Genomic DNA, 12,715 nt, shown 5'->3' with positions numbered 1-12,715 from the left:
ATCTGCATTGTAGAGAGTGAGAACGATGGCACGCTATGCGATTGGTGATATCCAAGGATGTTGGGATGAATTGCAGGTGCTGCTGCAACACATCGCTTTCGATGCGGCGCGAGACAGCCTGTACCTCGTCGGGGATCTGGTGAATCGTGGCCCAGGCTCCTTGCAGGTGCTGCGGTGGGCACGCGAGCATGCTGGTGCGGTGTACCCGGTGCTGGGCAACCATGATCTGCACCTGCTGGCCTGTTACGCCGGGAACGGCACGCTGAAGGCGGGAGACACGCTGGCCGACGTATTGACTGCGCCGGATGTGGATGAGCTGCTTGACTGGCTGCGCAGGCTGCCGTTGTTAAGGGTGATCGACGAGGCGGTGATCGTGCATGCGGGCATCTGGCCGGGCTGGAGCCTGAAGCAGGCGATGGCAGCATGCGCGGAGGTCGAATTGGGGCTCGCCGACGATGACTGGCGCAATGCGTTTGGCGAGATGTACGGCAACAAGCCCGCACACTGGAAACAGGCAGACAGCGCCAGTGAGCGCCGTCGCTTCACCATCAACGCCTGCACCCGGATGCGTTTTGTCGACGAAGGCTGCGCGTTGCAGCTCAAGTTCAAGGGCGAGATCGCACAGGCCCCCAAGGATCTGCAACCGTGGTTTGCCGTGCCCCGCAAGGCGATGCCCAAGGTGATATGCGGGCACTGGTCCGCGCTGGGGCTGATGTTGCGTGACGATGTGTGGGCGATCGACACCGGCTGTGTCTGGGGCGGGCAATTGACCGCTGTCGATCTGGATGATGGCCGGGTGCTGCAGGTGCCTGCGGTCCGGGTCTATCAGGCCTTGGAGTAGTGGTGCTGGCTGAGCGCTTCGTGCGCGGCCTTGATGCGGGCTTCGGCAAACCGGGTGACCGTGCGGCGATCTTCCTGGCCCACCGGGAAGGGCGCCAGAAAGTTGATTTCCGCGACCAGGCCGCGCGTGCCCAGTAGCTTCCACAGCGACTCGGTCAACGTCATTTCGTTGATGTAGGCCGCTGCATCGCACCAGTTACCGTCCCGGTCGGTATAGCGCAGGTAAACCGGCTGTATCGTGGCGTTGGCGTCGATCGCGGCCTGCAGCAAGGACGAGCGGAACGGCAGGATGCCTTTACCGTCCGACGTCGTTCCCTCGGGAAACACCGCCACGCAATGGCCGCCGCTCAAGGCTTCGATCATGGCGTTGCTGACCCGGGCGGTATCGCGTTTGCGCTCGCGCTCGATGAACAGCGTGCCGGCGGCGTGACAGAGTCGGCCGACGATGGGCCAGTCACGGATTTCCGCCTTGGCGACGAAGCGCGAGACGGTCACCGTGTTGAGTACGAAGATATCCAGCCAGGAAATATGATTGGCCAGCAGCAGATGGTTGGCCGGGTACAGACCCGGGGTGACGCCCTGAACCCGTACCGTGATGCCGAGCTTGCGCGTCAGCGCCAGCGACCACGCTTGCACCCGGCAATGGCGTTCAGCCTCGGGCAGGCGCGGAAAAAACCAGGCGGCAATGGCGATACCGCGAGCGAGATGGGCAAGGACGCTGATGAGGCGTCGCGTGCGCAGCCAGGTTGAATAATACATGGGCTGAAGCCGGCTTTTGCCGTGGTGGCGGGGTTCAACGGAAAACCCCGCGAGTGTAGCGGCATCGTCTGATTCAGACCATGTACTTATTGCGTCCAGCTGCGAGTCGACGAGTTCAACGCATGAAGTGCCGTGCGTAGCGCTCATCGATCTTCTGCATGGGCAACAGGACGAACAGGTCGGCGGTATTGAAATCCGGGTCCCAGGCCGGCTCGCCGCAAATCAACGCGCCCGCCCGCAGGTAGCCCTTGATCAGCGGCGGGACTTCCACCGGGGTTTGCTGCTCGAGCGCAGCCAACGGCAGCGCGCAGCGCGGGAACACCCGCCATTCCACCGGCGACATCGCCGTGTCAGCGACTTTGCGATACAGGCTAGCCGCATGGTGCCCCCCGTCGGCCAGCGACATCGATGCACAGCCGATCAGGTACTGGTAGTGGTTGCGGTGCATGTATTCGGCAAGCCCCGACCATAGCAAGGCGATCGTGGCGCCGGTGCGATAGTCCGGATGCACACAGGAGCGACCTACTTCGACAAATTGGCTGCGCAGGTGCTGCAAGCGGGTGAGATCGAACTCGGTGTCGGAGTAGTAGCTGCCCAGCTTGCGCGCCTGATGCGGCGGCAGGATGCGGTAAGTGCCGACCACGTCGCCGTTCTCGTCATCGATGACGAGCAGGTGCTCGCAATAGGCGTCGAACAGATCCTGATCGAGGCCAGGTTCCTTGCCGCTGAGTCGGGCGCCCATTTCCTCGGCAAAAACCTTGTAGCGTAGCGCCTGGGCGGCGCGGATGTGATCCGTGTGGCTGGCAAAGGTCAGGGATAGCGCACGTCTTCTCTTGTCGGTGCCGGTTTGCAGTTGCTGCAGCATCGGTGTTCCTCCGTAAGGTGAGGAACACAGTAAGGCTTGCCGGTGACGACGAGATGAAGGAATGTTGGCGCGCAGATGACACGGGCGCAGCGCACCTGGCGTGGCCGTTCGCTCAGTAGGGGGGTGTTGTGTCGTCCGACAGACCGTCCACCGCGGTCTCGCTACCCGTGATCCGGTAGCGCTCCTCTGCCCAACCGGCAAGATCCTGTGTGCGACAACGCAGGGAGCAGAACGGCCGATAAACATTGGCGGGGGAATATTCGGACGGCGCACCGCATTGCGGGCAGGGAACGATGCGATGACTCATAGATTGCAATAGCCCAACGCAAATTCGATATCACTGTCCACGACCCGGGCGCGCTCGCCGCTGGTGGAGGGGTGGACGAAGCGGACATTGATCGCGTAGCGATTGGCCGAGAGCTCTGGGACGACTGGCAGATCCGCCGGCAGCGTGACCCGCAGCATCTGGATGGTCTTGCCGCCCGACATTTGCTGGAATGTGCCCTGGTGCGCGGTGTAATGGCTGACGCGCGCCGAATCGCGCAGCAGACGCAGCACGATATCGATACCCTGCTTGATCGGCGTCAGCGGTTGGAACCAGCGGTCGATATCGGCCCGGCGCCGCTCCGGTGGCAATTGCTGCCAGTAGTGATAGGAGGGCAGATCAAACTCGCAGGCACCACCTGGAATGGACAGACGCTGCTTGATTGTCATCAGCCATTCGTTCTCGCGCAGGTACTGGCCGAACTTGCCGGTCATGTCTAGCATGCGGGCATGGGTGACCTCGATCTCGCCCAGCACGTCTTCCAGTGCCGCCTCGGAAATATGCGGATTGTTGCGCAAGGCCGCCAGCGACTGGCGCTGGCGTTCCAGTTCCTGCAGCAGGTCCGACTTCAGATCGGCCCGGCTTGCAACCTCCATTATCTCGAATATGCCCAGCAACGCCGTATGGTGGTCGATGGCATCCTGCCGGCCGGCGAACAGGGCGGTCCGGCCGTATAGGTGCTCCAGCCGCAGCAGGGTGCGGATGCGCTCGTTGATGGGGAATTCGTAGCTGATCACGACGAGCCAGGTGCGAAAAGATAAGCAATTCTGCAGCAAGTGCGCCGATTTGAAAACCCGCTACGTAAGCTTTGTTTCATCGGCCTGAGCCCAGAGACTGTATTGCGTGTGCAGTTTTGCAACCGCTTGCTTCAGTGCAGGTAGGTCGCCATCGTTTGCCAGGGTATCGTCGGCGCGTTGCAAGCGTGCCTGACGCGAAAGCTGGTGCGCGATGATGCGCTCAGCTAGTACCTCGTCGAGCCCGGGTCTGCTTGCCACTCGCTGCAGTTGTGTGGCGTTGTCGACATCGACTACCAGCACTCGATCGACCAGTTCTTGAAAGCCGTTCGCTTCGAATAACAGCGGCACAACCAGGATGGCGTAGTCGTGCGGCGAGTCAAGCGCGCCCAATTGCGCGGCGCTCGCGGCCAGGATGCGCGGGTGCAGTATCCGCTCCAGCTGTGACTTGGCATGGGCGTCGGAGAAGACGCGCGCGCGCAGTCGTGCGCGATCGAGTCGCCCTTGTGCCGTGAGTATGTCTGAGCCGAAGCAGGAAACCAGCTCTGCGAGCGCAGGAGAGCCAGGTTCAACCAGTGCATGGGCAATCTCGTCAGTGTCGACTATGGGTATGCCCAACTCGGCAAAGTATTGAGCGACCGAGGATTTGCCGCTGCCCACGCCCCCAGTCAGGCCGACGACACGCATGGTCAGAGGGTGGGAAACAGCAGCTGTTGCAAGACCGGGCCAAACGGCAGGATCAGCCAGCCGGCGATGCCCAGGTAAGGTCCGAATGGCATGGGCTTGCCCAGGCCACGTTTGGCGGCGAGCGCAAGCACGGTGCCGATCACGGCGCCGGCCAAAGACGAGAGCAGGATGATGACTGGTAGCGATTGCCAGCCAAACCACGCACCAAGGGCAGCCAGCAGCTTGAAGTCGCCGTAGCCCATGCCCTCCTTGCCAGTCAGCAGTTTAAATGCCCAATACACCGACCAGAGTGCGAGATAGCCTGCGATCGCGCCGATCACGGCGCTTGGCAAGGAGACGAAGCCATCATTGAGGTTGACCAGCAGGCCAAGCCAGAGCAGCGGCAGCGTAATCGTGTCGGGCAGCAAATAGGTGTCTGCGTCGATGAAGACGAGTGCAATCAGCGACCAGGTCAACACTACGGCAGCCACGCCTGCCAGGCTGGGACCGAGCAGCCAGCCCACGATTGCGGTCAGGACTGCGGTCAGCAGTTCCAGAGCGGGGTAACGCACGCTGATGCGTGCGCCACAGCCTCTGCACCGCCCCCGCAATACTAGGTAGCTCAGCACCGGGATGTTTTCGAGCGCAGTGATTTGATGGCCACAATGAGGGCAGGCTGAGCGGGGAACCATCAGGTTGTAGCGCGGCCGCGATGGCGCCGATGCATCGTTTGCCAGATCGAGCGTGGCGCATTCGTGGCGAAACTCGGCTTCGATCATCTTGGGAAGCCGATGGATCACTACGTTGAGAAAGCTGCCCACCAAGAGGCCCAGCACGAACAAAAACCCGCTGTAGAACAGCGGGTCTTGTTGAAACACTTGCCACTGCGTCATCCGCCGACCGCCTCGCCCATCTTGAAAATGGGCAAATACATTGCAATTACCAGGCCGCCGATAAGCGTACCCAGCACCACCATGATGATCGGCTCCATCAGGCTGGAGAGAGCTTCGACGGCATTGTCGACCTCTTCTTCGTAATAATCAGCAACTTTGGCCAGCATGGCATCGAGCGAACCGGATTCCTCGCCGATCGATGTCATCTGCAGCACCATGTTGGGGAATACGTTGGTGTTCTGCATGGCTACCGTCAGACTGGTGCCGGATGCAACCTCGGTCTGAAGTTTCTTGGTCGCCATCTTGTAGATGTAGTTACCCGAGGCCCCGGCGACCGAGTCGAGCGATTCGACCAGTGGCACGCCTGCGGCAAACATCGTCGACAGCGTGCGCGACCAGCGTGCGATGGTGGCGTTCTTCATGATCTCGCCTAGCACTGGCAACTTCAGCATGAAGCGGTCCATCGCGATCTGCATCGCCTCGGAGCGCTTCCACGCCTTGAGGAAGGCCCAGATGCCGCCGCCGATGCCGCCGAAAATGGCCCACCAGTAGCTGACGAAGAAATCCGACATCGCAATAACGATCTGCGTCGGCATGGGCAGGTCGGCCCCGAAGCTAGAGAACAGATCCTTGAAGGCGGGGATCACGAAGATCATGATCACCGCAGTGATGACGAAGGCCGCGACGATGACGGCAGTCGGGTAGAACAATGCCGACTTGATCTTCTTCTGGACCGCGAGAATCTTCTCCTTGTAGGTCGCGAGCCGCGCCAGCAGGGCATCCAGAATACCAGCCTGCTCGCCGGCCTGGATCAGGTTGCAATACAGGCTGTCGAAGTAGGCGGGATGCTTGCGGAATGCCTGGGTCAGTGACGAACCAGTCTCGATGTCGGACTTGATTTCCATGATCAGCTTGGTCATCGAGGCGTTGCTGTGCCCTTTGGCGACGATGTCGAACGCGGTGAGCAGCGGCACGCCAGACTTCAACATCGTGGCCATCTGGCGGGTGAACATGGTGATGTCGAGATTGCTGATCCGGCGGCCGCTTCTAAGTCGCTGCTGCTTGAGTTTGACCACATTGATACCTTGCCGGCGCAAATGGTTGCGCAGCACGGCCTCGCCGGTGGCACGCATTTCCCCTTTGATCACCTTGCCGCTGCGGTCCTTGCCCTCCCAGGCGAAGGTGTATTCCTTGGCCTTGGCGGCGGCTGCCGCACGGGCTGGAGGTCTTGCCATGAATCTCTCCCTGTTACTCGTTGGTCACGGCCATCACTTCTTCAAGCGAGGTCAGACCTTGTTTGACTTTGATGAGTCCGGACTGCCGAAGATCGCGCACGCCCTCACGGCGGGCCTGATCCGCGATATCGATGGCCGTACCGTTCTTCATGATGATGCGGTTCATCTCGTCGGTGATGGGCATCACCTGATAGATGCCGACCCGGCCCTTGTAGCCGGTGCCCTTGCAGTTATCGCAGCCGACCGGGCGATAGGGCTGCCAACTCCCATCAAGATCAGCATTGTTGAAGCCGGCATCGATTAGCGCCTCCGGTGGAATTTCCATGGGGAGCTTGCAATGCGTACACAGCTTGCGCGCGAGCCGTTGCGCGGTGATCAGGATCACCGATGAGGCAACGTTGAATGGGGCGACGCCCATGTTGAGCAGTCGCGTCAGTGTGCCTGGCGCATCATTGGTGTGCAGGGTCGAGAACACCATGTGACCGGTCTGCGCTGCCTTGATCGCGATATCGGCGGTTTCCAGGTCACGGATTTCACCGACCATGATCACGTCCGGATCCTGGCGCAGGAATGCCTTGAGGGCCGCCGAGAAGGTGAGGCCTGCCTTATCGTTGACGTTGACCTGGTTTACGCCGGGCAAGTTGATTTCGGCCGGGTCTTCGGCGGTCGAGATGTTGATGCCGGGCTCATTCAGGATATTGAGGCAGGTATAGAGCGACACCGTTTTGCCGGAGCCGGTGGGACCGGTCACCAGCACCATGCCGTAGGGGCGCCCGATCGCGTTCATCAGCGCTTCTTTCTGGTCCGGGTCGTAGCCGAGGGCATCGATGCCCAAGGTGGCCGAGGTTGGATCCAGAATCCGGATACAAATCTTCTCGCCGTGCAGCGTGGGTAGTGTGGAAACCCGAAAATCGATGGCACGGCTCTTGGAGAGGACCAGCTTCATCCGGCCATCTTGTGGCACGCGTTTTTCCGAGATGTCGAGCTTGGAAATAACCTTGATCCGCGAAGCCAGTTTTTCCTTGATGGCCAGCGGCGGCTGCGCCACTTCACGCAACACGCCATCCTGGCGGTAGCGGACGCGATAGAATTTTTCGTAGGGCTCGAAATGGATGTCGGACGCACCGGCGTTGATCGCATCGAGCAGGATTTTTTGCAGGTATTTGACGACGGGCGCATCGTCGACATCGGTGCTGATGGCGTCCGGCGCGGAGGCCTCATCGCCGGCGCTGATGTCGAGGTCGGCTTCGTCGACATCCAGATTCTTGAGGCTGGCGCCGGATGCTTCCAGTAGCTTGCCCAGCAAGGCAATGAGCTTGCCGTCCTCGACCACGATGGGTTCGACCTGCAGACCGGACTGGAAGCGCACTTCCTCGAGTGCCTGCAGGTTGGTGATGTCCGAGATGCCGACGAACAGCTTGGTGCCGCGTTTGAATAGCGGAACCAAGCGCTGTGCCTGCATCACCTTGGTGTCGAGTACGCCGCTGGGGATGTAGCTGCTATCAACCTGGTCCAGATCGAACAAGGGGTAGCCAAAGGCCTGGGCACCAAATTCGGCCACGTCTTTGGCGGACATCTTTTTGCTGCCGATCAGCTGCTCGATAAAGCTGAGCTTGTTGCCGACGGCGGCTTGATGCAACGCATCTGCATCGGCTTCGATCAAGCGACCGTGTTGGACGAGCAGGCGAGCAAGGCCGGAAAGCGGGGCGGTGGCTGTCGACATGGATGGCGTAGTGGATCGCTTTGCGTGACTGGGGCGTGCCGAGACGGCGCTACTGAGAGGTTACGAAGCAGTCTAGCAAATGTGGCACGGCGATGCGCATCCGCGTGTAAGCCAGACGGGCGGCAGCGGAGGCGGATGGTCGGCTGGTGAGGCCAACTTAAGCCTAAATCCCGGCTGCTGCGTGGCTGCGGCCGGGGAAATCCGGAAGGAGGTTGGCAGGTGCAAGCCGCGCTGAGACTGGCTTTGCTGATTCCTGCGGCGTGTGCCGGCGAAACGATTGCGCCCGCCTGGACAAGTCGGCCCAGCCTTAGCGCTGGAGTATGGCCTCGAACACAATGCGCGTGCCGATGTAGCCCAGCAGCAACAGACCGAAGCCGGCTATCGTCCAATTGCTGGCTGTTTTGCCCCGCCAGCCCTTGAGCTGGCGCCCCAGTAGCAGGCCGCCAAAGGTTAACCAGGCTGCCACTGAGAGCAGTACCTTGTGGTTGAACTCGATGGCCTTGCCATAGATGGCTTCGCCAAAGAGCGCGCCGGTGGCGAGCGCCAGCGTCAGCCAGAAGAAGCCGAGCGCGATACAGCCGAACAACAGTCGTTCCAGCGCAATGAGCGGAGGCAGCTTCTGCACGAGCAGATGGGCGTCGGCATGATGCAGTCGCCGATCGGCGAATCGCATCAGGATCGCCAGGCCCGCGGCGTTGGCCAGCAGGCCCTGCGCCAGCATGGCGGCAAGAAAATGCAGACGAGAAAGCGTGTTCTGCGGATAGGCGAGTGCGTGCCCCGGTGGCAGGAACAGGCTGGCGCCCAGCAAAAGGATGCTGACGGCCAGTAGGGGCGGTTGCAATCCATCCAGGCGCAAGGTCAGTTGCCCAAGCAGATAGACCAGTAGTGCAAGCCAGGCCGTCATCGACAGTGCTTCCGCGGCGCCGAAGTGCAGCGGAACCTGTGCCAAGGGCGGCCACAGTGCCAAGCCATGCAAGACGAAGGCGATCAGCAGGGCGCCCTGTTCGATGGCTGGGCGCGGCTGTGCGTGCCCGCTGAGCCGGGTGCGGCAGAACTGCCAGCCGAGCAGGACATAAATCGCGAGAGCGGTAAGTGCAAGCCAGGGCACGGGGCTGTGGGGTAAAATCGATGAATTCGACAGTCTATAGCAGAGCGGGCTGAGGCGCACGACGCCGGCTCCGCAAGGAAAACTTATGTTTGAGAATCTTTCTGGGCGTCTTGGCGGCGTGGTCAAATCGCTGCGTGGCAACGCTCGGCTGACCGAGGCCAATATCCAGGACACGCTGCGCGAAGTCCGCATGGCCCTCCTGGAGGCAGACGTGGCACTGCCCGTGGTCAAGCAGTTCATCGGCGACATCAAGACGCGCGCCCTGGGTCAGGAAGTGATCGGCAGCCTCACGCCCGGCCAGGCTTTCATCGGTGTGGTCTACGAAGAACTGACCAAGCTGATGGGCGCGCAGAACGACGCGCTCAATCTCGCCGCCGTGCCGCCGGCCGTAGTGCTGATGGCCGGCCTGCAGGGCGCGGGCAAGACCACCACCTCGGGCAAGCTCGCCAAGCGACTCAAGGAAGAGCAAAAGAAGAAAGTGCTGCTGGTGTCGGCCGACGTCTATCGCCCTGCGGCGATCGAGCAGCTCAAGACCGTCGCCGCGCAGATCGAGGTCGAATGGTTTCCGTCTGATGTCAGCCAGAAACCGGTCGACATCGCCCTGGCTGCGCTCGACTACGCCAAGCGTCATTTCCACGATGTGCTGATCGTCGATACCGCCGGCCGCCTGGCGATCGACGAGGCGATGATGGCCGAGATCAAGGCCGTTCACGCCGCGATCAAGCCGATCGAAACGCTGTTCGTCGTCGATGCGATGCAGGGCCAAGATGCGGTGAACACCGCGCAGGCGTTCAACGAAGCGCTATCGCTCACCGGCGTGATCCTGACCAAGATGGATGGCGATGCGCGCGGCGGTGCGGCGTTGTCGGTGCGCAACGTGACCGGCAAGCCCATCAAGTTCATCGGCGTGGGCGAAAAGCTGTCGGGCATCGAGCCGTTCCATCCGGATCGGATGGCCAGCCGTATTCTCGGCATGGGCGATGTACTGAGCCTGATCGAGGATGTGCAAAAGACCGTCGACGAGGCCGAGGCCTTGAAGATGATGAAGAAGGTGAAGTCCGGCAAGGGCTTCGATCTTGAGGATTTCAAATCGCAGATCGGCCAGATGAAGAAGATGGGTGGCATGTCGGCCTTGCTCGACAAGCTGCCGGGCGCGGGGCAACTCGGTGAAATCGCCAATAATCAGGTTACCGACAAGGCCGTGGCGCGCATCGAGGGCATCATCAATTCGATGACGCCGGCGGAGCGACGCAAGCCCGAGTTGCTGAAGGCCAGCCGCAAACGCCGGATTGCGACGGGGGCGGGGGTGTCGGTGCAGGAAGTGAACCGGCTGCTCAAGCAGTTCGAAGAAACACAGAAAATGATGAAGCAGTTCTCCAAGGGCGGCATGATGAAGATGATGCGTGGCCTCAAGGGTATGATGCCGGGCATGTAGGGCGTGCACGCAAGTCTTTGTTGCCAAAGTGCTTGTGTTGTCTGGTGCTGTTCGCCTACAATTGCGAGTTTCGCGTAAACCGATTCTGGGTACAAAACAATGGTTGTGATTCGTCTTGCTCGTGGCGGCGCCAAGGACCGTCCGTTCTACAATATCGTCGTCACCGATTCGCGCAACCGCCGCGACGGCCGCTTCGTCGAACGCCTGGGTTTCTACAACCCGCAGGCCAAGGAAAACGAAGAGGGCGTGCGCTTTGCACTCGATCGTGTGAACTACTGGGTTGGCGTTGGCGCGCAAACCAGCGATTCCGTCGCCCGCCTGCTGAAGTCGTACAAGCCGGCTGCCTAAGCAGTCGTGACGCACAGCAAGGTTGTGGCCTCGCCTGCATCGCCTGCGGTCCCAGATGATCTGGTGACCATGGGCCATGTGAGCGGGGCTTTTGGTCTTCGTGGCTGGGTCCACGTGGTTGCGGACACCGAGTTCGACGATAGCCTGTTCGATTACGACACTTGGTGGTTGGGGCGTGATGGCCAGTGGCGCGCCTATGCCTTCAAGGAAGGCCAGCTGCAGCCCAAGAAGCTTGGTGCCAAGCTCGAAGGCGTCGACGATCGCGATGCGGCATTTTCCCTCAAGGGCTGCCAGGTTGCGATTCCACGCAGCGCCATGCCGCTGCCGGACGATGGTGAGTACTACTGGGCCGATCTGGTCGGGTTGGCCGTGGTCAACGTCGCGGGCGAAGCCCTGGGCGTGGTCGACAAGCTGTTCGAAACCGGCGCCAACGACGTGCTGGTCGTGAAGGACGGCGAGATCGAACGGCTGCTGCCCTTCGTCGGGCATGTGGTGCTGAAGGTGGACTTGCCATCTCGGACGATGACGGTCGACTGGGGCCTCGATTACTGAGATGACGACGCCTGCGCGCCGTCTCTCGTTCGATGTGGTCAGCATCTTTCCGGAGATGTTTGATGCCATCACGCGCCATGGGGTGACCCAGCGCGCGGTCGAATTGGGTATTTTCGATTTTCAGGCGTGGAATCCGCGTGATTTCACGCAGGACAATTACCGTCGGGTCGACGATAGACCCTATGGTGGGGGTCCGGGCATGTTGATGTTGCCGGAGCCCCTGGAGTTGGCCATTACGGCGGCCAGGACGAGGCAGCAGCAGGCGGGGCGTGCGTCGCACGTCGTCTATCTGTCGCCGCAGGGGGCGCCGCTTGATCATGCCAAGGTGCTGCAGTTATCGGCACTGGACGGCCTGGTACTGTTGTGCGGCCGTTATGAAGGCGTCGACGAGCGTGTGCTGAAGACGCAGGTCGACGAGGAAATCTCGATCGGCGATTACGTGCTATCCGGTGGCGAGTTGCCGGCCATGGTGCTGATCGATGCGGTGGTCAGGCAATTGCCCGGGGTGTTGAACACCGCGGCGAGTGCCGAAGAAGATTCGTTCGTGGATGGGTTGCTGGATTGCCCGCATTACACCCGTCCCGAGGTTTACCGCGGCATGGCGGTCCCGGAGGTTTTGCTTTCGGGCAACCATGCTGCGATAAGGCGCTGGCGGCTGAAGCAGGCGCTGGGGCGGACGCTGTTGCGTCGGCCCGAGTTGCTTGCCAAGCGCCAGCTTTCAAAAGAGGAAGCTCGTCTTCTGGCCGAGTTCAAGACTGAACAGCAGTCGAACTGATGGCATTGCCGCGTTGCGGACGGAAGGAACAAGCTTCACACCAGGAGTGATTAGGTCATGAACCTGATTCAACAACTCGAGCAAGAAGAAATCGCCCGCCTGGGCAAGACCCTCCCTGAATTCGCACCGGGCGACACCGTCATCGTCCAGGTGAAGGTGAAGGAAGGTAACCGCGAACGTCTGCAGGCGTACGAAGGCGTGGTCATTGCCAAGAAGAACGCTGGCCTGAACAGCGCCTTCACCGTGCGCAAGATCTCGGCTGGTACCGGCGTCGAACGTACCTTCCAGAGCTACTCGCCGCTGGTCGCTTCGGTCGAAGTGAAGCGCCGTGGTGACGTGCGCCGCGCCAAGCTGTACTACCTCCGTGATCGTTCGGGCAAGTCCGCACGGATCAAGGAAAAGCTGCCGGCACGCAAGCAAGCTGCTGCGCAGTAAGCAGCCTTGCTGTGATGAAAAC

15 protein-coding genes are annotated in these 12,715 nt (G+C 61.1%); 6 read left to right on the top strand and 9 right to left on the bottom strand.

Going from position 1 to position 12,715, the window contains the following annotated elements; genetic code table 11:
- Window positions 1-25 precede the first annotated feature (25 nt).
- Window positions 26-841: a symmetrical bis(5'-nucleosyl)-tetraphosphatase gene (locus NLI84_RS11315; protein WP_255990230.1), complete on the top strand. Its 816-nt coding sequence runs from the start codon at window positions 26-28 to the stop codon at window positions 839-841.
- Here the strand turns inward: NLI84_RS11315 and NLI84_RS11310 are convergent.
- The 9 genes from NLI84_RS11310 to NLI84_RS11270 form a co-directional block, all read right to left on the bottom strand.
- A complete protein-coding gene (locus NLI84_RS11310) occupies window positions 826-1,599 on the bottom strand; it encodes a lysophospholipid acyltransferase family protein (protein ID WP_255990229.1) in 774 nt (257 codons plus the stop codon). The genes NLI84_RS11315 and NLI84_RS11310 overlap by 16 nt on opposite strands.
- 115 nt (window positions 1,600-1,714) lie before the next feature.
- Window positions 1,715-2,464, bottom strand: a complete 750-nt coding sequence (locus NLI84_RS11305; RefSeq protein ID WP_255990228.1) for a GNAT family N-acetyltransferase — start codon at window positions 2,462-2,464, stop codon at window positions 1,715-1,717.
- A gap of 112 nt (window positions 2,465-2,576) precedes the next feature.
- Window positions 2,577-2,771, bottom strand: a complete 195-nt coding sequence (locus NLI84_RS11300; RefSeq protein WP_255990227.1) for a DNA gyrase inhibitor YacG — start codon at window positions 2,769-2,771, stop codon at window positions 2,577-2,579.
- A complete protein-coding gene (gene zapD / locus NLI84_RS11295; RefSeq protein WP_255990226.1) occupies window positions 2,768-3,526 on the bottom strand; it encodes a cell division protein ZapD in 759 nt (252 codons plus the stop codon). The genes NLI84_RS11300 and zapD overlap by 4 nt, the downstream gene beginning before the upstream one ends.
- 60 nt (window positions 3,527-3,586) lie before the next feature.
- The gene (gene coaE, locus NLI84_RS11290) at window positions 3,587-4,210 is read right to left on the bottom strand and encodes a dephospho-CoA kinase (RefSeq protein WP_255990225.1); all 624 of its coding nucleotides are present in this window, start codon (window positions 4,208-4,210) and stop codon (window positions 3,587-3,589) included.
- A gap of 2 nt (window positions 4,211-4,212) precedes the next feature.
- Window positions 4,213-5,082, bottom strand: a complete 870-nt coding sequence (locus NLI84_RS11285; RefSeq protein ID WP_255990223.1) for a prepilin peptidase — start codon at window positions 5,080-5,082, stop codon at window positions 4,213-4,215.
- Window positions 5,079-6,317, bottom strand: coding sequence for a type II secretion system F family protein (locus NLI84_RS11280; protein WP_255990222.1), 1,239 nt, complete (start codon window positions 6,315-6,317; stop codon window positions 5,079-5,081). Before NLI84_RS11280 ends, NLI84_RS11285 begins: the two co-directional genes overlap by 4 nt.
- A gap of 13 nt (window positions 6,318-6,330) precedes the next feature.
- Window positions 6,331-8,040 carry a type IV-A pilus assembly ATPase PilB gene (gene pilB / locus NLI84_RS11275; RefSeq protein ID WP_255990221.1) on the bottom strand — a complete coding sequence of 570 codons (1,710 nt, stop codon included), beginning with the start codon at window positions 8,038-8,040 and terminating at the stop codon, window positions 6,331-6,333.
- A gap of 307 nt (window positions 8,041-8,347) precedes the next feature.
- Window positions 8,348-9,148 carry a cytochrome C assembly family protein gene (locus NLI84_RS11270; RefSeq protein WP_255990220.1) on the bottom strand — a complete coding sequence of 267 codons (801 nt, stop codon included), beginning with the start codon at window positions 9,146-9,148 and terminating at the stop codon, window positions 8,348-8,350.
- 85 nt (window positions 9,149-9,233) lie between these two features.
- On the opposite strand from NLI84_RS11270, the gene ffh reads away from it, so the two are divergent.
- From ffh to rplS, 5 genes are all read left to right on the top strand, one after another.
- Entirely contained in the window at window positions 9,234-10,583 is a 1,350-nt protein-coding gene (gene ffh / locus NLI84_RS11265; RefSeq protein ID WP_255990216.1) for a signal recognition particle protein, read from the top strand.
- Between the two features lie 99 nt (window positions 10,584-10,682).
- Window positions 10,683-10,931 (top strand): 30S ribosomal protein S16, encoded by a 249-nt coding sequence (gene rpsP / locus NLI84_RS11260; RefSeq protein WP_255990215.1) that lies wholly within the window; start codon window positions 10,683-10,685, stop codon window positions 10,929-10,931.
- Window positions 10,932-11,000: 69 nt separating this feature from the next.
- Window positions 11,001-11,483 (top strand): ribosome maturation factor RimM, encoded by a 483-nt coding sequence (rimM, locus tag NLI84_RS11255; protein ID WP_255990212.1) that lies wholly within the window; start codon window positions 11,001-11,003, stop codon window positions 11,481-11,483.
- 1 nt (window position 11,484) lies between these two features.
- Window positions 11,485-12,258 carry a tRNA (guanosine(37)-N1)-methyltransferase TrmD gene (trmD, locus tag NLI84_RS11250; RefSeq protein ID WP_255990210.1) on the top strand — a complete coding sequence of 258 codons (774 nt, stop codon included), beginning with the start codon at window positions 11,485-11,487 and terminating at the stop codon, window positions 12,256-12,258.
- Window positions 12,259-12,315: 57 nt separating this feature from the next.
- On the top strand, window positions 12,316-12,693 hold the full coding sequence (rplS, locus tag NLI84_RS11245; protein WP_255990204.1) for a 50S ribosomal protein L19: 378 nt from the start codon (window positions 12,316-12,318) through the stop codon (window positions 12,691-12,693).
- The last annotated feature ends 22 nt before the right edge of the window (window positions 12,694-12,715 follow it).

Source organism: Chitinolyticbacter albus (assembly GCF_024437655.1).
GTDB classification, from domain to species: Bacteria; Pseudomonadota; Gammaproteobacteria; order Burkholderiales; family Chitinibacteraceae; genus Chitinolyticbacter; species Chitinolyticbacter albus.
Note: the sequence above shows the minus strand (reverse complement) of the source record. Positions and strands in the feature narration are given on the sequence as shown.

Excerpts from the sequence above, each read along its gene's own strand:
- NLI84_RS11315 (WP_255990230.1), top strand. The coding sequence starts at position 26 with ATGGCACGCTATGCGATTGGTGATATCCAAGGATGTTGGGATGAATTG.
- NLI84_RS11310 (WP_255990229.1), bottom strand. The coding sequence starts at position 1,599 with ATGTATTATTCAACCTGGCTGCGCACGCGACGCCTCATCAGCGTCCTT.
- NLI84_RS11305 (WP_255990228.1), bottom strand. The coding sequence starts at position 2,464 with ATGCTGCAGCAACTGCAAACCGGCACCGACAAGAGAAGACGTGCGCTA.
- NLI84_RS11300 (WP_255990227.1), bottom strand. The coding sequence starts at position 2,771 with ATGAGTCATCGCATCGTTCCCTGCCCGCAATGCGGTGCGCCGTCCGAA.
- coaE (WP_255990225.1), bottom strand. The coding sequence starts at position 4,210 with ATGCGTGTCGTCGGCCTGACTGGGGGCGTGGGCAGCGGCAAATCCTCG.
- NLI84_RS11285 (WP_255990223.1), bottom strand. The coding sequence starts at position 5,082 with ATGACGCAGTGGCAAGTGTTTCAACAAGACCCGCTGTTCTACAGCGGG.
- NLI84_RS11280 (WP_255990222.1), bottom strand. The coding sequence starts at position 6,317 with ATGGCAAGACCTCCAGCCCGTGCGGCAGCCGCCGCCAAGGCCAAGGAA.
- pilB (WP_255990221.1), bottom strand. The coding sequence starts at position 8,040 with ATGTCGACAGCCACCGCCCCGCTTTCCGGCCTTGCTCGCCTGCTCGTC.
- ffh (WP_255990216.1), top strand. The coding sequence starts at position 9,234 with ATGTTTGAGAATCTTTCTGGGCGTCTTGGCGGCGTGGTCAAATCGCTG.
- rpsP (WP_255990215.1), top strand. The coding sequence starts at position 10,683 with ATGGTTGTGATTCGTCTTGCTCGTGGCGGCGCCAAGGACCGTCCGTTC.
- rimM (WP_255990212.1), top strand. The coding sequence starts at position 11,001 with ATGGGCCATGTGAGCGGGGCTTTTGGTCTTCGTGGCTGGGTCCACGTG.
- trmD (WP_255990210.1), top strand. The coding sequence starts at position 11,485 with ATGACGACGCCTGCGCGCCGTCTCTCGTTCGATGTGGTCAGCATCTTT.
- rplS (WP_255990204.1), top strand. The coding sequence starts at position 12,316 with ATGAACCTGATTCAACAACTCGAGCAAGAAGAAATCGCCCGCCTGGGC.